The organism is Shinella sp. (genome assembly GCF_049651085.1).
Taxonomy (GTDB): domain Bacteria; phylum Pseudomonadota; class Alphaproteobacteria; order Rhizobiales; family Rhizobiaceae; genus Shinella.
In genome coordinates, this window is the sequence record NZ_JBASBL010000005.1 from 14,970 (window position 1) to 31,989 (window position 17,020).

Genomic DNA, 17,020 nt, shown 5'->3' on the forward strand with positions numbered 1-17,020 from the left:
CTAACCGAAAGAATTCCCGATTTTTAACGTTCGTTGGTTGTGTGCAGGTCTCATGACGCTATTGTCGTCCGGCAGGCAGTTTTAACCTGGGGGGGTGGAATGCCGATTTCGAACGCTGCGTTCGTGCGCTCGACCGTCATCCTGCTCGTTGCAGGCATGATAGCGCTGCTCGGCATCGTTGCTACGTCGCTATGGCTGGTGGGCAAGGTCCAGGCCCATTTCGGGGAATTCATCGAGGTGCGCGAGGTGCGCAGCGCCGCTGCAGACCTGCTGTTGACCCTCAAGGATGCCGAAACCGGGCAACGGGGCTTCGTCATCACGGGGGACGCGAGTTTCCGCCAGCCCTATGACGAGGCGCTGACAGCCGTTGCGGAACGTCAGAAGGATCTGGCCGAGAAGGCGGATCGCTTCCCGCGCTATGCCGAGCGCATCCCCGAGATAACGCGCCTCGTGTCGGAAAAGCTCGCCGAGCTGGCCTCGACCGTCGAGGCCGTCGAGCAGGGCAAACCGGCCGAGGCGGTCGAGCAGGTCAAGACCGATCGCGGCCGGGTGCTGATGGACCAGCTTCGCGATCAGCTCGGCGACATCATGGACGATGCCGAGCATCGTCTGCAGGAGGGTGTCGTCGATACGCTCTGGTCCGCCACTGCCCTGCGATGGACGACCGTGATCGGTGCGATCGTCATCATCGGCGTGATGGGCGGCGCGGCGCTGGTCGTCGCGCAATACACGCGCGACATCATCGTCGCGCGCCGGGAAGTGGAGACGCTCAACGCCACGCTGGAAAGGCGGGTGGACGAGCGGACGGAAGAGCTGATCCGCGCCAACCAGGAAGTTCAGCGCTTCGCCTATATCGTGACGCACGACCTGCGTGCGCCGCTCGTCAACATCATGGGCTTCACCAGCGAGCTGCAAGCCTCGCTCGCCGCGATCCAGAGCTATGTGCTCTCGGACGGCAAGCCGCCGAGCGCCGACGATATCCTGGAGGCCCGCCGCGCGGCTTCCGAGGACCTGCCGGAGGCGATCGGCTTCATCCGCTCCTCCACGAAGAAGATGGACGGCCTCATCAACGCCATCCTGAAGATCTCGCGCGACGGGCGGCGGGAGCTCAGGATCGAACAGGTGGACCTGAAAGGGCTTGCCGAGACGGGGGCTGCGGCGGTGGGCCACCAGGTCGGCGAATCCGACGGCGAGATCACGATCGACGATACAATGCCAACCGTCATTTCCGACCGGCTGTCGCTCGAGCAGGTCTTCGGCAATCTCTTCGACAATGCCGTCAAGTATCGTTCGCCCGACCGGCCGCTCAGGATTTCCGTCAGCGCCCGCGGTGTCGGTCGGGCCGGTTTCGTCATCGAATTCACCGACAACGGGCGCGGCATCGCGCCGGAAGACCACGAGCGGGTCTTCGAACTGTTCCGTCGCTCGGGCGCACAGGACAAGCCGGGCGAGGGCATCGGCCTTGCGCATGTGCGTTCACTGATGCGCAATCTTGGCGGTGATATCGTCATCAGATCCGAACTCGGGAAGGGGACGACCTTTGCGCTTCGTCTGCCGCCCGACCTCAGCAAGGTAGTCAGGAGTATGCAGGCATGAACGGACTGGGCAAGGAAGTCACCATCGTCATGATCGAGGATGATGAGGGCCATGCGCGCCTCATCGAGAAGAACATCCGCCGCGCCGGCGTGCACAACGAGGTCGTTCCCTTCGCCAACGGCACGGACGCGCTCGATTTCGTGCTCGGCAAGGACCGTTCGGGCGTCGTCAGCGCCGGCCGGTTCCTGCTGATCCTGCTCGATCTGAACCTGCCGGACATGTCGGGCATCGATATTCTGCAGAAGATCAAGTCGAACATCCATACCAGGCGCCTGCCGGTCGTCATCCTCACGACGACCGACGACGAGCGTGAAATCCAGCGTTGCTACGATCTCGGCGCAAATGTCTACATCACGAAGCCGGTGGAATATGACAGCTTCGCCCATGCGATCCGCCAGCTTGGCCTGTTCTTCTCCGTGATCCAGATCCCCGAGACGCAGTAGATGAAGGACCGCGCCGTCCGTATCCTCTATATCGACGACGATCCGATCCTCGCACGGCTTGCCGAGCGGGCGCTCGGTCGTCTCGGCTACGAGGTGCTGCATGCCGAGGATGTGGAGCGGGGCCGCGAGCTGCTTCAGGATGGCAGCATCGACGCCATCGTGCTCGATCATTTTCTCAAGGCAGGGACGGGGCTTTTCTTCCTCAAGGAACTGGCCGGGGCGCAGGATCCGGCACCGGTCGTCTATGTGACGGGCTCGAACGATGCCCAGGTCGCCGTCGAGGCGCTGAAGGCCGGCGCATCCGATTATGTCATCAAGTCGGTCGGCGACGAATTCATGCCGCTTCTGGCCAATGCGCTCGGCCAGGCGCTGGAGAACGCCGAGCTGAAGCGGGCGAAGTTCCGGGCAGAGCTGGAAATCCGGCTCGCCAAGGAGCGTGCCGAGATCCTGCTGGCCGAGGTGAACCACCGGGTCGGCAATTCGCTGGCGCTCGCCGCGGCACTCATCCGCCTGCAGATGTCGAGCGCTTCCGATGAGGCGGTGAAAGAGGCGCTTTCCGAAACGCAGGCGCGCATCACCGCCATCGCCGGCATCCATCGTCGCCTCTATACGTCCGAGGACGTGCGCCATGTCGATATGGGCGCATACCTGTCGACGCTGCTCTCCGAACTCGACACGTCGATGAAGGGCCAGGGCCGGAATGTGCGGCTCCACCGCACGCTGGAGCCGTTGCATGTGCCGACCGACCAGGCCGTCTCGCTCGGTGTCATCGTGACGGAGCTGGTCACCAACGCCTTCAAATATGCCTATGGCGAGGCGGGCGGCGAGGTGCGTGTCAGCTTCACGCGCCTGGATGCGGGAAACGCGCTGCTCTTCGTCGAGGACGACGGCATCGGCTGGCGCGGCGAAGGCCCCGTGCAGGGCACCGGTCTCGGCACGAAGATCATCGGCGCCATGGCCGGCAGCCTCGGGGCAAGGCTCGACTATGCCAGCCGCAATGTCGGCACGCGCGCCGAGATCATGGTGCGCACCGCGCAGACCGCGCGGCCGGCCTGACGAAAAAAGACCCGGATGCAGGAACATCCGGGTCTTCTAGGCGGCGGACCGCATGATGGAATGGAAGGCGGCTCAGGCCGCCTTCTTCGTTTCCGGCGCGAAGCGGGTGTAGAAGGTCTCGCCCTTGGCGGCCATGTCCTTGAGAAGGGGCGTCGGCTGGAAGTGGCTGCCGTACTTGGCGGCGAGCTTTTCGCAAAGCGCGACGAAATTCTTCACGCCCATGCCGTCGATGTAGGACAGCGTGCCGCCGGTATAGGGCGCGAAGCCGAAGCCGAGGATGGAGCCGACATCGGCCTCGCGCGGATCGGTGACGATGCCCTCTTCCATGGTGCGGGCCGCTTCGAGCGCGATGGTGACGAGCAGGCGCTCCTTGATCACCTTGATATCGACCTCATCCGGCTTTTGCTGCGGGTAGAGATCCTTCAGGCCCGGCCACAGCTTCTTCTTGGCCGGCTTCGGCGGGTAGTCGTAGAAGCCCTTGCCCGCCTTGCGGCCGAGGCGGCCTTCGCCTTCCACCAGCCTGGTCACCAGTTCCATGTGGCGCGGATCGACGGATTGCGGACCGAGATCCGCAATGGAGGCCTTGAAGATCTTGTAGGAGAGATCGACGGCGACCTCGTCGTTGAGCGACAGCGGGCCGACCGGCATGCCGGCCATCTTGGCGGCATTCTCGATCATCGCCGCTGGCACGCCTTCGATCAGCATGTCATAGGCTTCGGCCATGTAGCGGAAGACGCAGCGGTTGACGTAGAAGCCGCGCGTGTCGTTGACGACGATCGGCGTCTTCTTGATGGCGGCAACATAGTCGAGCGCGGTGGCAAGCGCCCTGTCGCCCGTTTCCTTGCCGAGGATGACTTCCACCAGCATCATCTTGTCGACCGGCGAGAAGAAGTGGATGCCGATGAACTGGTTCGGGCGCTTGGAGTTCTTCGCAAGGCCGGTGATCGGCAGCGTCGAGGTGTTGGAGGCGAAGATGGCGTCTTCGCGCAGCACGGCCTCGATCTTTTCCGTCACGTCCTTCTTGACGTTGCGATCCTCGAAGACGGCCTCGATGACGAGGTCGGCATCGGCAAGGCTGGCATAGCCCGGTGTCGGGGTGATGAGGGAAAGCAGCTTCTCGCCGTCCTCCTTCGACATGCGGCCCTTGCCGATGGCGCCGGTGACGAGGCCTTCGGAATGCGCCTTGCCCTTGTCGGCGGCTTCCTGGTCACGGTCGATCAACACGACCGGGATGCCGGCGGCGGCCGTCACATAGGCGATGGATGCGCCCATGAAGCCGGCGCCGACGACGGCCACCTTTTTCAGCTCCGACTTCGGCTGGCCGGCCGGGCGGCGCGCGCCCTTGCCGAGTTCCTGCATGGAGATGAACAGCGACCGGATCATCGAGAAGGCTTCGGTCGTCTGGAGGATATGCGTGAAGTAGCGCTGCTCGATCTTCAGGCCCGTCTCGAACGGCACCTGCAGGCCTTCATAGACGCATTTGAGAATAGCGAGCGCGCCCGGATAGTTACCGGATGTCTCGCGGCGCAGGATCGCCGGGGCGGCGGGCCAGAGCTGGGCGGAGGCGGGCGTCCAGATGCCGCCGCCGGGGGCCTTGAAGCCCTTCTCGTCCCATGGCTGGACGGGTTTCAGGCCATCCTTGATCATCTGCTTTGCAGCCGGGATGAGCTGGTCGGGCTCGACGACCTGATGGACGAGGTTCATCGCCTTGGCGCGTGCGCCGGTCAGCGAGGAGCCGGTCGTCATCATCTGCAAGGCGTCCTGCGCATTGGCAAGGCGCGGTACGCGCTGGGTGCCGCCGGCGCCGGGGAAGATGCCGACCTTGACTTCAGGCAGCGCAATCTTGACGGACTTGGCGTTCGAGGCGACGCGGCCGTGGCAGGCGAGCGACATTTCGAAGGCGCCGCCCATGCAGGTGCCGTTGATGGCGGATACCCACGGCTTGCCGCAGGTCTCCAGCTTGCGGAACAGCCAGGTCATGCGGCCGGTGGCCTCGAAGAGCTTTTCGACGGCGGTCGCCGGATCCTTGGCTTCGGCATCCTTCAAGAGATCGAAGCTCGCCTTGATCATCGAAAGATCGGCGCCGCCGGAGAAGGAGGACTTGCCGGAGGTGATGACCACGCCCTTGACGGCGGCGTCAGCCACGACCTGATCGATGATCGCGTCGAGTTCGTCCATCACCTCGACGGTGAAGACGTTCATCGACTTGTCTTGCATGTCCCAGGTGACCAGCGCAATGCCGTCGGCGTCGGTCTCGATGGTGAAGTTCTTGTATGCGCTCATGGTTTTCTCCCCCTCAGTAGAGAATGGGCTCGATGTGCAGCGAGACCTTGCCTCGGCCGCTATATCCCTGTTTCGTCGTGTTGATGGCGATGAGGCGCTCGTGCCGCTCGAGGCGGATGGTGAAGCCCGGATCGACGGCCCTGCGCAGCGCCGAGTGCTTCACCCGCATCGAAAAGCGGATGGAGTGCCGGTCGCCCTTGCTGACGACTGTGGTTGCTGCGATGCCGCGTGCCGGGGCGTCCATGACGCCCTGTTCTTCCAGCCGGATCGTCATCCGACCGGGCGGTATGGCGCCCTTGGCGACATAGGTGACGGTGCCCGACAGCACGAAGCTGTCGCCCGCCTCTGCGGACGTGGCGATAAGGCCTGTCCCGACGAGGGCGAGGAAACTGCGGCGGGTCGGGTTGGTCATCTCACACCCGTTCGATGATTGTCGCCGTGCCCATGCCCGCGCCGATGCAGAGCGTGACGAGGGCAACGTTGAGGTCGCGGCGTTCCAGCTCGTCGAGCACGGTGCCGAGGATCATCGCGCCGGTCGCGCCGAGCGGATGGCCCATGGCGATCGCACCGCCGTTGACGTTCATCCTGTCGTGCGGAATGTCGAAGGCCTGCATGTAGCGCAGCACCACGGCGGCGAAGGCTTCGTTGAGCTCGAAGAGGTCGATGTCGGCAAGCTTCATGCCGGTGCGGGCGAGCAGCTTTTCCGTGACATCGACGGGGCCGGTCAGCATCAGCGCCGGGTCGGAACCGATATTGGCGAAGGCCTTGATGCGGCCGCGCGCTTTTTTGCCGAGGATGTTGCCGCCTTCCTTCGAGCCGAGCAGCACGGCGGCGGCGCCATCGACGATGCCCGACGAATTGCCGGCATGGTGGACGTAGTTGATGCCCTCGATTTCCGGGTGGGCCTGGATGGCGACGGCCTCGAAGCCGCCCATCTCGCCGGGAAGCTGGAAGGAGGGGTTGAGCGAAGCGAGCGCCTGCATGTCGGTGCCGGGGCGCATGTGTTCGTCATGGGCAAGGATCGTCAGGCCGTTGATGTCCTTGACCGGCACGACGGAGTTCTTGAAGTAGCCGCTCTGCCAGGCATGGGCGGCGCGCTTCTGGCTCTCGACGGCATAGGCGTCGACGTCGTCGCGGCTGAAACCGTATTTCGTGGCGATGAGATCGGCTGACACGCCCTGCGGCATGAAATAGGCCGGGAAGTTGACGGAGGGGTCCATGAACCAGGAACCGCCCGACATGCCGAGGCCGACGCGCGACATGCTCTCGACGCCGCCGGCAATCACGATGTCGTCCGCGCCCTGGGCGATCTTCGCCGCGCCGAAGTTCACGGCATCAAGGCCGGAGGCGCAGAAGCGCGAGATCTGCATGCCCGGTGCGCGGGTCGAATAGCCGGCCTCGAAGGCGGCGGCCTTCGGGATTACCGAGCCGGCATCCATGACGGGATCGACACAGCCCATGACGATGTCGTCGACCTTGGCCGTATCCAGCCCGTTGCGGTCGCGCACCGCTTCCAGCACCTTGGCGGCAAGGCGCACGGACGGCACTTCGTGCAGCGAGCCGTCCTTCTTGCCGCGCCCGCGCGGGGTGCGCACGTGATCGTAGATGAAGACGTCAGTCATTGGTCTCTTCTCCCTGGCGGCGCGTCGGCGCCTTAGAATTCTTGGCTCGCGGCCTGTGACTGTAACCTTTCGCCCCGCTTGCGGGGAGGGGGTGCAAAGCGTCAGAATGCCTCTGCGGCCAACTCCATCATCGTGTCCGCGCCGGCTTCGATGCGGATCTTGCGCAGGCCCGTTTCCGGCATCAGGCGTTCCATGAAGAACTTTGCCGTCACCAGCTTGTTCTTCAGGAAATCTTCCCGCTCGCCCGCGCCGTTTGCAAGGCCATCCTCGGCGGCCTTCGCGATCTTCGCCCACATGTAGCCGACGACGACGAGGCCGAAGAGATGCATGTAGTCGGTCGAACCGGCGCCGGCATTGTCGGGCTTGGCCATGGCGTTCTGCATGAACCACATGGTCGCGGCCTGAAGGTCGTTCAAGCCCTTCTTGAGGCCCTTGGTGAAGGGGGCGAGCTTTTCGTCGGCCCGGTTCTCCTCGCAGAAATCACCGATCTCCTTGAAGAGCGCCATGACGGCGCGACCGCCGTTCATGCCGAGCTTGCGGCCGACGAGGTCGAGCGCCTGGATGCCGTTCGCCCCTTCGTAGATCATGGCGATGCGCGCATCACGCACATACTGGCTCATGCCGTGTTCTTCGATATAGCCGTGGCCGCCGAAGACCTGCTGGGCCATGACGGCGTGGTCGAAGCCCTTGTCGGTGAGCACGCCCTTGAGGATCGGCGTCATCAGGCCGAGGATGTCGTCGGCGGACTGGCGTTCTGCCTCGTCGGCCGAGCGATGGGCGATGTCCGATTTCAGCGCCGTCCACAGCGTGAAGGCGCGGCCGCCCTCGGTCCAGGCCTTGATGGTCATCAGCGTGCGGCGGATGTCCGGGTGGACGATCAGCGGGTCGGCCTTGGCGTCCGGATTCTTGACGCCGGAGAGCGAGCGGCCCTGCAGGCGCTCGCGGGCGTAATTGGCGGCGTTCTGATAGGCGGTCTCGGCAATCGAGAGACCCTGCAGGCCGACGCCGAGGCGCGCTTCGTTCATCATCACGAACATGGCGTTGAGGCCCTTGTTCTCAGCGCCGATGAGGAAGCCGGTCGCCTCGTCATAGTTCATGACGCAGGTGGCGTTGCCGTGGATGCCCATCTTGTGCTCGATCGCGCCGCAGGAGACGCCGTTCCTGTCGCCCGGCGTGCCGTCGTCCTTGAGCATGAACTTCGGCACGATGAAGAGCGAGATGCCCTTGGTGCCTTCCGGCGCGCCCTCGATGCGGGCGAGCACCAGATGCACGATGTTCTCCGACATGTCGTGGTCGCCGGCGGAGATGAAGATCTTCTGGCCGGAAATCCTGTAGGAACCGTCGGCCTGCGGCACGGCCTTGCTGCGCAGCAGGCCGAGGTCGGTGCCGCAATGGGGCTCCGTCAGGTTCATCGTGCCGGTCCAGGTGCCTTCCACCATCTTCGGCAGATAGGCGGCCTTCTGCTCGTCGGAGCCGTGCACGAGGATCGCGGCGATCGCGCCCTGCGTCAGGCCCGGATACATGGTGAGCGCCATGTTGGCCGAAGACATGTATTCGCCGACGGCGGTGTGCAGCACATAGGGAAGGCCCTGGCCGCCGAATTCTTCCGGCACGGCAAGGCCGATCCAGCCACCCTGGCGATAGAGGTCATAGGCCTGCTTGAAACCCTTCGGCGTCGTCACGGTCGCATCGTCATTCCGCTTGCAACCTTCCTGGTCGCCGGAGAGGTTGACCGGGAACAACACCTCTTCCGCAAGCCTGGCGGCCTCGCCGGCAATGGCGTCGAGCATGTCTCCCGTCGCATCGGCAAAGCCGGGCAGGTTGTTGTAGCGCTCGAGCGACAGGACGTCGTTCAGGATGAAAAGCGTGTCATTCACGGGGGCCTTGTAGATCGGCATTTCTCGCGTTCCTCACCTATGCCACGGACAGGAGTCCGGTCCTTGTATGGGATACTATAAAACTTTGACGTTTGCGTAAACGTCAAAACGCGACGAGCGGCGAAATTTTCCTCGATGAGGAGGCAAGTGGCCTGGCGACGGCGGGCGGGCGCGATGCGGGACACGTCGCCAACATGGCCCATTGCTGTCTCGCTATCCCTTCCGAACGCCAGTCTATGAGCAAATCGTTAAAAAATTCGGGCCGGTTAACCGGTTGTTTACCACGTTCCATGAATTGTGGCGCTTGAGGGCGTGGGATCGGGAATCATTCGTTTCCCCTGTGAATGCCGGGCGACAGTCCCGGACGGGACAGGGACGGACCTGTTTCCCGCCGTCCATGCGGTGATCGATGGCGAGGGAAACTTCCGCCGGATCGAAATGGGCGCAGCCGGGCGGCAGCGCCGTCAAGGGTATTCTCCCGGCAGGCCATCTGGCCGCCAAAGCGAGGCGAAAGATGAACGGATCGCGAAACCCGCAACGTCATGGCGAACGGTCTTCGCTCGACGCGCTGAATCGCACCATCGAGGGGCTCGAAGCCCGCATCGAAGGCCTGATGGCAAATGGCCGGGACACGCGAGGCCGCAGCGAGGAGCGGTTTGCCCCGCGCACCGAGCAGCCCGCCCGCTATGAGCCATCGCGCGGCATCCCGCTGCGCGACGATCCGGTTTCCGAGATCATGCAGCGCCAGCGCGCCATCGAGGGCGGCCGCGAACATGTCGCCCCGCGCATGGAGCGCCGCCCGCTTTCCAGCGACCACCATGCCGCCGCCCAGCATGCCCACACCGCCTATGGCGCCGCTGCGCCCGCCCGCGCGGAAGGCCCCGTCGAGGATATCGCCAAGGCGCTCGTTTCGCTGCGCCAGGACCTGAAGAAGGACATTGCCGACGGGCTGGAGCGCGAAATGCAGTCGCTGCGCTCCGAAATCCGCGGCATCCGCCAGGTGGCCGAAGGCCGCGGCAATGGCGACGACCTGCGCGAGGAGCTGCTGCGGCTTTCCACCGGCATCAACCAGCTCGGCCGCCAGTCGGGCCATGCGGAAGGCCTGCGCGTCGAATTCGACGAACTGCGCTCCGTGCTCGACGGGCTCGCCCGCGAGGATTCCGTGCGCCGCATGGAAGATCGCTGGAACGGTGTAGAGCACAAGCTCTCCGTCTTCGATCAGACCCGGGACGACGAACTGGTGGCGCTCGCCTATCGGCTCGACGAACTGAAGAACCAGATCACCACGATGAGCGCCACCCCGGCGATCCGTGCGCTGGAAAGCAAGATCGAATCGATTGCGCAATCGGTCGACATGCTCGGCCGCCGCAGCGAGCCGGACAATGGGCGTTTCGTTTCCGCCGTCACCTCGCAGTTCGAGGGACTGGATACCCGCCTCGACGAGATCAGCCGCGCCATTGCCGCTGCCGGCCGCATGCAGCAGTCGGCATCTGCCGATCATGGCATGATGCAGCGCCTGGAAGGCCGCTTCGCCGATCTTGCCGGCCAGCTTGATCTCATCGCCCGCCGCCCGGCGCCGGCGTCCGAGCAGGGGCTTGGCCTGCGCATCGAGGCCCTGGCGAACCGTATCGAGGAAATGTCGAGCGAGCGCGCTGCACTTCGCCTTGAAGAGCGTATCGAGCAGCTGTCGCTGATGCTGGAGCAAAGCCAGCAGGCCGCGCCCGTCATGGCCGGTGGCGATGAGCTTGCCTATTATCTTTCCGACATTTCCCGCAAGATCGACGCGCTCGACCAGGGCAGCGTCAATGGCGAACTGGCCGGCCGGCTCGACGCGCTCGCCCGCCGCATCGACAATCTCGACGCGCCTGTCGGCAGCCCGTTCCAGGAAGACCGCTTCTCGCATATCGAAGACCGCCTTTCGGCGATTGCCGACCGGCTCGATGCGACCCGGGTGGCGCCCGCCGGCGACCATGAGGCCCTGCGCGGCCTCGAAGCGCAGATCGCGCATCTTTCCACGCTGATCAGCACGCCCTCTTCCTCGCCTGCCGGCGTGTCCCCGGACGTCGAGAACCGGTTGGCGACGATCGAAGACTATATGGCGACCAATGACGAATATATCGTCGAGGCTGCCCGCCAGGCGGCGGAAGCCGTGATGGAAGCCTATCGCCATGCCGGTCCGACCGGTGCCGCCAACACCGACATGGACGCGATCGCCGGCCTTGCCGGGGACCTGCGCGCGCTGGAAGAACTGACCCGTTCGAGCGAGGACCGCACGGCGCGCACCTTCGATGCGCTGCATGAAACGCTGGTGCAGATCGCCGGCCGGCTGGAAGATCTCGACGCCCCGCGCGAAACCTTCGGTCGCCGTGACGCGGCGATGCCGCGCGCCGAAATGCCGGCCATGGATTTCGAGCGCCGCGCCGAACCGGCCGCAAGCCTCGGCGGCAACGACTACCCTTTTGACGATGACGGCTTCGGTGCTGCGGACCGGCACAAGGCCGATCGCGCCGAGCCGCAGGAGGAGAGCCGCTTCGCCGAGATCGAAGTGGAGCACATTGATGTTCCCGAGCGCCCCGAGCAGTTGGAAGAACTGGCGGACACCGCCGTGGCCTATGCGGTGGAAGAGGCGAAAACCCAGCCGAAGGGCGGCCTGCTGGCCGGCCTGAAGCGCCGTCTTGTTCCCGGCCGCAAGGAAGCCGCCCCGCAGGTCGAGCGCCAGCAGATCGACCCGGCGCCCTCGATCGATCCGACCGACGAGCTGGCGCCGGAAGAGGCGAACCAGCTGCTGGAGCCGGGCTCCGGCGTGCCGGACGTCCGCCGCATCCTCGAGCGCGTGCGCGCTGGCCAGGCATCCGGCAACCGCGCGGGCACCGGCAGCGATACCGAGAAGGCGGACTTCATTGCCGCCGCCCGTCGCGCCGCAAAGCTTGCGGCCGAAGAAGCCGACACGATCTCCCGCGTCGCCCCGGCCAAGAAGGCTGACAAGGTGGCGAAGGGCGAGAAGCCCGCTTCCGCCCTGTCGCGCCATCGCCGGCCCATCCTGCTGGCCGTCGGCGCCGTGCTGCTCGCCATCATGTCCTACCCGCTGGTCAGCACGCTGGTGAGCGGCGACGAAGCCCCGGTGGTCATCGAGCAGACGGCCGTGACCGGCGAGGGCGTAGAGCCCGCCGCAGCTGGCGAGACCGTGATGGCGAACACTGCCGCTGCCCCGGTGGTCGAGGAAAAGACGGTCACCGTGCCCGCATCGACTGAAGCCGGCGGCGAGCGCAGCCTTGCCGGTGTGGACAGCAATGCGGCCGTCGAGACGACACCGGCCCGCGCCTTGGCACAGGATACCGGCGTCATTGCGACGCCGGCTCTGACCGATGACAATGCGACCGCCGGCTTCGAGCCGGTTGAGACGCCGGATGTCGCGCCGATCGACCAGACGCAGACGGCGGCGATCGTGGTTCCCGAGGGAATTACTCCCGCCTCGCTTTCCAAGGCGGCCGGCGAGGGTGACCCGCTGGCGCTGTTCGAGATCGGCGCGCGCTACACCGAAGGCCGCGGCGTTGCAAGCGACCTCAAAGAAGCCGCCCGCTGGTACGAACTTGCGGCGGCCCGCGGCTTTGCGCCGGCGGAATACCGTCTGGCCAACCTCTATGAAAAGGGCCAGGGCGTCGAGCGTGACCTGAACCGCGCCCGCCAGCTCTACGAAGTGGCGGCCAACAAGGGCAATGCCAGCGCCATGCACAACCTTGCAGTGCTGCTGGCATCCGGCATCGGCGATGCGGCGCCGGACTTCACCGCTGCGGCGAACTGGTTCCAGAAGGCTTCTGAATTCGGCGTGCGCGACAGCCAGTTCAACCTTGCCATCCTCTATGCGCGCGGCAACGGCGTGAAGCAGGATCTCGAGGAATCCTACAAGTGGTTCGCCATCGCCGCCCGCGACGGCGATCAGGACGCAGCGGAAAAGCGTGACGAGGTGGCGAACGCCATGCGTCCGGAACAGCTTTCCAGCGCCAAGGCGAAGATGGAACTGTGGAAGCCGCAGGTCCTGGACGAGAAGTCGAATGCGGCGGACCTGCCCGACGAGTGGGTCGGCAATTCGACGAAAACCGCCAGCGTCGACATGAAGAAGGCGATCCGCAACATCCAGGCCATCCTCAACAACAACGGCTTCAACGCCGGTACGCCGGATGGCGAGATGGGCAAGAAGACGGTCAGCGCCATCAAGGCTTTCCAGAAGTCGGTCGGCCAGAAGGAGACCGGCGAGATCGACGACGCGCTCGTCACCGAACTGCTGAAGCGAAACAAGCAGCCGAGTTGATCGGCAGACCCGCCGGAGAGGTCGATGAAAGGGCTTCTCCGGTTGACTTGTCCACAGCCTGCGGGCATGACGCTCCTTAGAAAAACCACATGTCGTCTCAAGATGATGCGCGTCCGATAGACGTCTTCATCCACAGGGCGGCAAGGGCGCGCTGACAAAGCGGCGCCGCGTGACCGATCCTTGCGAGATGCAGGGCGCGACCGGCCGACGGAGGGGCCTCCTTCCCGCGGCGGGGCGCTTTCCTGTATGCGCAGCATGCCGAAGATACAGCCGCAGCGGCAGGCAAAATGGGTGATGGCGACTGCCGGAAGCAAGTCCAGCAAAGCTGCGAAGCGGTCTTCTGCCTGGAATTGCGCAAACATGGATGCCGCCTGCATGTGCAGGTAAGCTTGCCGATCGGGGTATCGTCGTGACTGTCTATCTGCCCATTGCAGAGCTTTCGGTGAACATCTTCATCATTCTCGGCATGGGCGCGGCCGTCGGTTTCCTTTCCGGCATGTTCGGCGTCGGCGGCGGCTTCCTCATCACGCCGCTCCTGATCTTCTACAACATCCCGCCGATCGTGGCCGTGGCGACGGGCGCCAACCAGGTCGTCGCCTCCTCCATGTCCGGGGCGCTCTCGCATTTCCGGCGCGGCACGCTGGACGTGAAGCTCGGCACGGTGCTGCTTCTCGGCGGCCTTGCCGGCGCGACCGTCGGCATATGGCTGTTCTCGATCCTGCGCAGCGTCGGCCAACTCGATCTCGTCATCTCGCTGCTCTACGTCGTGCTGCTCGGCTCCGTCGGCACCATGATGCTGCTTGAAAGCATCCGCGCGCTCCGCCGGTCCGCGAGGAACGAGCCCACCTCGCTGCGCCGCCCCGGCCAGCACAGCTGGGTGCATCGCCTGCCGCTCAAGATGCGGTTCAAGAAGTCGAAGATCTATCTCTCCGTCATTCCGGTGATCGGCCTCGGCTTCGGCATCGGCATCCTTACCTCGGTCATGGGCGTCGGCGGCGGCTTCATCATGGTGCCGGCGATGATCTATCTGCTGCGCATCCCGACGAATGTCGTCGTCGGCACCTCGCTGTTCCAGATCATCTTCGTCACCGCCTACACGACCATTGTGCAGGCGACGACGAATTACTCGGTCGATATCGTGCTTGCCTTCATCCTGATGGTGGCGGGGGTGATCGGCGCGCAATACGGCGTGCGGGTCGGCCAGAAACTGCGCGGCGAGCAGCTGCGCGCCCTGCTGGCGCTGCTCGTCCTTGCCGTCGGCGCGCGCCTTGCGGTCGATCTCATCGCCACACCGGCCGATTTGTATTCCGTGGTCAGCGAGGGGGTCTATCGATGAGAGCCCTCGCGACCCTGATCCTGGCCTGCGGCCTTGCCTTTTCCGCCAGCGCGCAGGTGCTGGAGGACAAGCCGGCGGAATATCCCGAAAAGCTCGAGATCGGCATCTCCACCGACGAGATCGCGATTTCCTCGGATTTCCGCGGTGCGGACCTGACGATCTTCGGCGCCATCGAAGGCTACGATCCGTCGCTGCTCGTCCAGCGCAAATACGATATCGTGGTGGCGCTGGAAGGGCCGAAGGACAACAACACGGTGCGCATCAAGGAGCGGGTGTTCGGCATCTGGATCAACCGTCGCTCCATGACCTTCGAACTGGTGCCGGAATCCTATTCGCTGTCGAGCACGCGGGACGTGGAGACGATCGCCGATCCCGCCACGCTCAACAGCGTCGGCGTCGGCATCCACCACATCCGCCTTTCGCCGATCGGCTATGTCGGGGACGGCAGCAACATGACCGAGTTCCGCGATGCCTTCCGGCGGCTGAAGGAAAGCGGCGGTTTCTACCAGCGGGATCCGGGCGGCGTGCAGTTCATCAGCGCCAGCCTGTTCAAGGCGACGGTCCGGTTGCCGGCGAGCGTGCCGAACGGCACCCATGTGGTGCGTGCGCATCTCTTCCGCGACGGCGTCTTCATCGCCGAGAAGGCGTTGCCGCTGCGCGTCATGAAGACCGGCCTCGAGCAGATGATCTCCAGTGCCGCCTACAACAATTCGCTCGCCTACGGCACCCTTTCGGTGCTGCTGGCGGTGCTGACGGGCTGGCTGGCCAGCGTCGTCTTCCGCCGGGATTGAGGCCGCCTTACGACCGGTAGACCAGCACCGGCACCTTGGCGTGGCCGAGCACCCTGGTGGTGACGCTGCCCATCAGGAAGGCGCTGACGCCGCGCCGGCCGTGAGAGGCCATGGCGATGAGGTCGCAGCCGCGCTCCTTCGCCGTGTCGACGATCGCCTGCCAGGCATCGCCCGCGGCGACCTGTACCGTCTCGATGGGCACGCCGGCGGCCGCCGCTTTCGCCTCGACTGCGCCGAGGATGCGGGCTCCGCTCTCCTTGAGATGCGCATCATAGTCCGCCCTGAGATTGGCGGTGCCGCCGGGCGTTACGGGCAGGAAGTGCAGCGGCTCGGCGACCGTCAGCGCGGTCACTTTCGCGCCGAGCATCCTGGCGAGCTCCAGAGCCTGGTCGATGGCGGCGGAGGACAGGTCCGATCCATCCGTGGGAACGAGGATATGCTTGTACATGGTGCAACCTCCTTTTTGCCCAGACTAGACGCAACGCCGGGCATCGCGTTGATGGAAATCAACCGCGCGGCTTTCGTCAAGCGGTTGCTGCGGCGCGCCGGGCGACGGTCGCTTCATAGGCGGCCTGCAATTCGTTGAAGACGGACCGTGCGGGCTGCGGCACGCCCAGATGGATGGCGCGCAGTTCTTCCATGAAGGCCTCCCATATGGCAGGTCCGCCGTCCTCCAGCAATTCGGCGCGGATCGAGAGTTCTTCCGTCACCGGCAGGAAGCGCCGTCCCCAGGCGCCCATCATGGCGAATACGGGTACGAGAGCAATACCCATTTCGGTGAGGCTGTAGAGCGCCTTCTGCTTGTGGCTCGGATCATCCTGCCTGGTGATCAGCCCCCGCTCGACAAGGCGGCGCAGCCGGTCGGCAAGGATGTTCGAGGCGATGCCTTCCTCCGATTTGGTCAGCAGTTCGCGAAAATGACGGCGGTTGCCGAACATCATGTCGCGCAGCACGATCAGGCTCCAGCGATCCCCGAGAATTTCCAGGGTAAGATTGATCGGGCAACCGGAGCGATGGGTGTCTTTCATGAGGGTCTCCAAACTGATTGCGTTGTACAATCGGTTTTGCTACCCATCAACCGATTGCAAATCGCAATCGGTTTACTTCAGCGCGGCGAAACCCGCAGGGAAGAGGATAGGACGATGGCGAAGGTAATCATCTGGAACCTCATGACGCTCGACGGTTTCTTCGAGGGCGAGAAAAAATGGGATCTCGACTTTCACAACAGGGCCTGGGGTCCGGAGCTGGAAAAGCTGAGCATGGATTTTGGCGCGTCCGCCGGTCTCCTCGTCTTCGGCCGCGTGACCTACGAGGGCATGAAGGCCTATTGGACGTCGACCGAGGAAGAGGGCGTGGTGAAGGTTTTCATGAACGCCCTGCCGAAACTGGTCGCCTCGCGCACGCTTGCCGCCGCCGACTGGAACAACACCGAGGTGACGGCGGATATTGCCGGCGAGATTGCGCGGCGCAAGCAGGCGCTCGACAAGACGATCTATGTCTTCGGCAGTGCCGAGCTGACGGACGCGCTGCTGACGGCCGGTCTCGTCGATGAGGTGATGCTGGCCATCGTGCCGGTGCAGCTCGGCAAGGGCACGCCCTTCTTCAAGGACGGCGCGCGGCGTGACTTCAACCTCATCGAGGCAAGGCCGCTTTCCAACGGCACGATCCTTGCGCGCTATACGCCGGAAGGGGCAGTCGTCTGAGGCG

General features: G+C 64.6%; 13 protein-coding genes. 7 read left to right on the plus strand and 6 right to left on the minus strand.

From position 1 onward, the window contains the following. Positions 1-99 precede the first annotated feature (99 nt). Genes WA950_RS02335 through WA950_RS02345 form a run of 3 tightly spaced genes read left to right on the plus strand, consistent with a single transcriptional unit; the run spans position 100 to position 3,095 of the window. Positions 100-1,596 (plus strand): sensor histidine kinase, encoded by a 1,497-nt coding sequence (locus WA950_RS02335; RefSeq protein WP_424550071.1) that lies wholly within the window; start codon positions 100-102, stop codon positions 1,594-1,596. Further along, positions 1,593-2,039, plus strand: coding sequence for a response regulator (locus WA950_RS02340; RefSeq protein WP_424550072.1), 447 nt, complete (start codon positions 1,593-1,595; stop codon positions 2,037-2,039). Before WA950_RS02335 ends, WA950_RS02340 begins: the two co-directional genes overlap by 4 nt. Continuing rightward, positions 2,040-3,095: a sensor histidine kinase gene (locus WA950_RS02345; RefSeq protein WP_424550073.1), complete on the plus strand. Its 1,056-nt coding sequence runs from the start codon at positions 2,040-2,042 to the stop codon at positions 3,093-3,095. A 72-nt stretch (positions 3,096-3,167) separates the two neighbouring features. Here the strand turns inward: WA950_RS02345 and WA950_RS02350 are convergent, their stop codons facing one another. From WA950_RS02350 to WA950_RS02365, 4 genes are all read right to left on the minus strand, one after another. Then, positions 3,168-5,378 carry an FAD-dependent oxidoreductase gene (locus WA950_RS02350; RefSeq protein WP_424550074.1) on the minus strand — a complete coding sequence of 737 codons (2,211 nt, stop codon included), beginning with the start codon at positions 5,376-5,378 and terminating at the stop codon, positions 3,168-3,170. 13 nt (positions 5,379-5,391) lie between these two features. Then, positions 5,392-5,790 carry a YbaY family lipoprotein gene (locus WA950_RS02355; RefSeq protein ID WP_424550075.1) on the minus strand — a complete coding sequence of 133 codons (399 nt, stop codon included), beginning with the start codon at positions 5,788-5,790 and terminating at the stop codon, positions 5,392-5,394. A gap of 1 nt (position 5,791) precedes the next feature. Then, positions 5,792-7,000, minus strand: coding sequence for an acetyl-CoA C-acetyltransferase (locus WA950_RS02360; RefSeq protein ID WP_424550076.1), 1,209 nt, complete (start codon positions 6,998-7,000; stop codon positions 5,792-5,794). Between the two features lie 101 nt (positions 7,001-7,101). Beyond that, positions 7,102-8,898 carry an acyl-CoA dehydrogenase C-terminal domain-containing protein gene (locus tag WA950_RS02365; RefSeq protein WP_424550077.1) on the minus strand — a complete coding sequence of 599 codons (1,797 nt, stop codon included), beginning with the start codon at positions 8,896-8,898 and terminating at the stop codon, positions 7,102-7,104. Positions 8,899-9,391: 493 nt separating this feature from the next. On the opposite strand from WA950_RS02365, the gene WA950_RS02370 reads away from it, so the two are divergent. The 3 genes from WA950_RS02370 to WA950_RS02380 all read left to right on the plus strand — a co-directional run bounded on the left by WA950_RS02370 (position 9,392) and on the right by WA950_RS02380 (position 15,313). Continuing rightward, positions 9,392-13,186 (plus strand): peptidoglycan-binding protein, encoded by a 3,795-nt coding sequence (locus WA950_RS02370; protein ID WP_424550078.1) that lies wholly within the window; start codon positions 9,392-9,394, stop codon positions 13,184-13,186. Between the two features lie 409 nt (positions 13,187-13,595). Beyond that, positions 13,596-14,522 (plus strand): sulfite exporter TauE/SafE family protein, encoded by a 927-nt coding sequence (locus WA950_RS02375; RefSeq protein ID WP_424550079.1) that lies wholly within the window; start codon positions 13,596-13,598, stop codon positions 14,520-14,522. After that, positions 14,519-15,313 carry a TIGR02186 family protein gene (locus WA950_RS02380; RefSeq protein WP_424550080.1) on the plus strand — a complete coding sequence of 265 codons (795 nt, stop codon included), beginning with the start codon at positions 14,519-14,521 and terminating at the stop codon, positions 15,311-15,313. The genes WA950_RS02375 and WA950_RS02380 overlap by 4 nt, the downstream gene beginning before the upstream one ends. A gap of 7 nt (positions 15,314-15,320) precedes the next feature. Here the strand turns inward: WA950_RS02380 and WA950_RS02385 are convergent, their stop codons facing one another. Continuing rightward, entirely contained in the window at positions 15,321-15,761 is a 441-nt protein-coding gene (locus WA950_RS02385; RefSeq protein WP_424550081.1) for a universal stress protein, read from the minus strand. 76 nt (positions 15,762-15,837) lie between these two features. After that, positions 15,838-16,341 carry a winged helix-turn-helix transcriptional regulator gene (locus tag WA950_RS02390; protein ID WP_424550082.1) on the minus strand — a complete coding sequence of 168 codons (504 nt, stop codon included), beginning with the start codon at positions 16,339-16,341 and terminating at the stop codon, positions 15,838-15,840. A gap of 114 nt (positions 16,342-16,455) precedes the next feature. Between WA950_RS02390 and WA950_RS02395 the strand changes: the two genes are divergently transcribed. Then, entirely contained in the window at positions 16,456-17,016 is a 561-nt protein-coding gene (locus tag WA950_RS02395; RefSeq protein WP_424550083.1) for a dihydrofolate reductase family protein, read from the plus strand. The last annotated feature ends 4 nt before the right edge of the window (positions 17,017-17,020 follow it).

Excerpts from the sequence above, each read along its gene's own strand:
- WA950_RS02335 (WP_424550071.1), top strand. The coding sequence starts at position 100 with ATGCCGATTTCGAACGCTGCGTTCGTGCGCTCGACCGTCATCCTGCTC.
- WA950_RS02340 (WP_424550072.1), top strand. The coding sequence starts at position 1,593 with ATGAACGGACTGGGCAAGGAAGTCACCATCGTCATGATCGAGGATGAT.
- WA950_RS02345 (WP_424550073.1), top strand. The coding sequence starts at position 2,040 with ATGAAGGACCGCGCCGTCCGTATCCTCTATATCGACGACGATCCGATC.
- WA950_RS02350 (WP_424550074.1), bottom strand. The coding sequence starts at position 5,378 with ATGAGCGCATACAAGAACTTCACCATCGAGACCGACGCCGACGGCATT.
- WA950_RS02355 (WP_424550075.1), bottom strand. The coding sequence starts at position 5,790 with ATGACCAACCCGACCCGCCGCAGTTTCCTCGCCCTCGTCGGGACAGGC.
- WA950_RS02360 (WP_424550076.1), bottom strand. The coding sequence starts at position 7,000 with ATGACTGACGTCTTCATCTACGATCACGTGCGCACCCCGCGCGGGCGC.
- WA950_RS02365 (WP_424550077.1), bottom strand. The coding sequence starts at position 8,898 with ATGCCGATCTACAAGGCCCCCGTGAATGACACGCTTTTCATCCTGAAC.
- WA950_RS02370 (WP_424550078.1), top strand. The coding sequence starts at position 9,392 with ATGAACGGATCGCGAAACCCGCAACGTCATGGCGAACGGTCTTCGCTC.
- WA950_RS02380 (WP_424550080.1), top strand. The coding sequence starts at position 14,519 with ATGAGAGCCCTCGCGACCCTGATCCTGGCCTGCGGCCTTGCCTTTTCC.
- WA950_RS02385 (WP_424550081.1), bottom strand. The coding sequence starts at position 15,761 with ATGTACAAGCATATCCTCGTTCCCACGGATGGATCGGACCTGTCCTCC.
- WA950_RS02390 (WP_424550082.1), bottom strand. The coding sequence starts at position 16,341 with ATGAAAGACACCCATCGCTCCGGTTGCCCGATCAATCTTACCCTGGAA.
- WA950_RS02395 (WP_424550083.1), top strand. The coding sequence starts at position 16,456 with ATGGCGAAGGTAATCATCTGGAACCTCATGACGCTCGACGGTTTCTTC.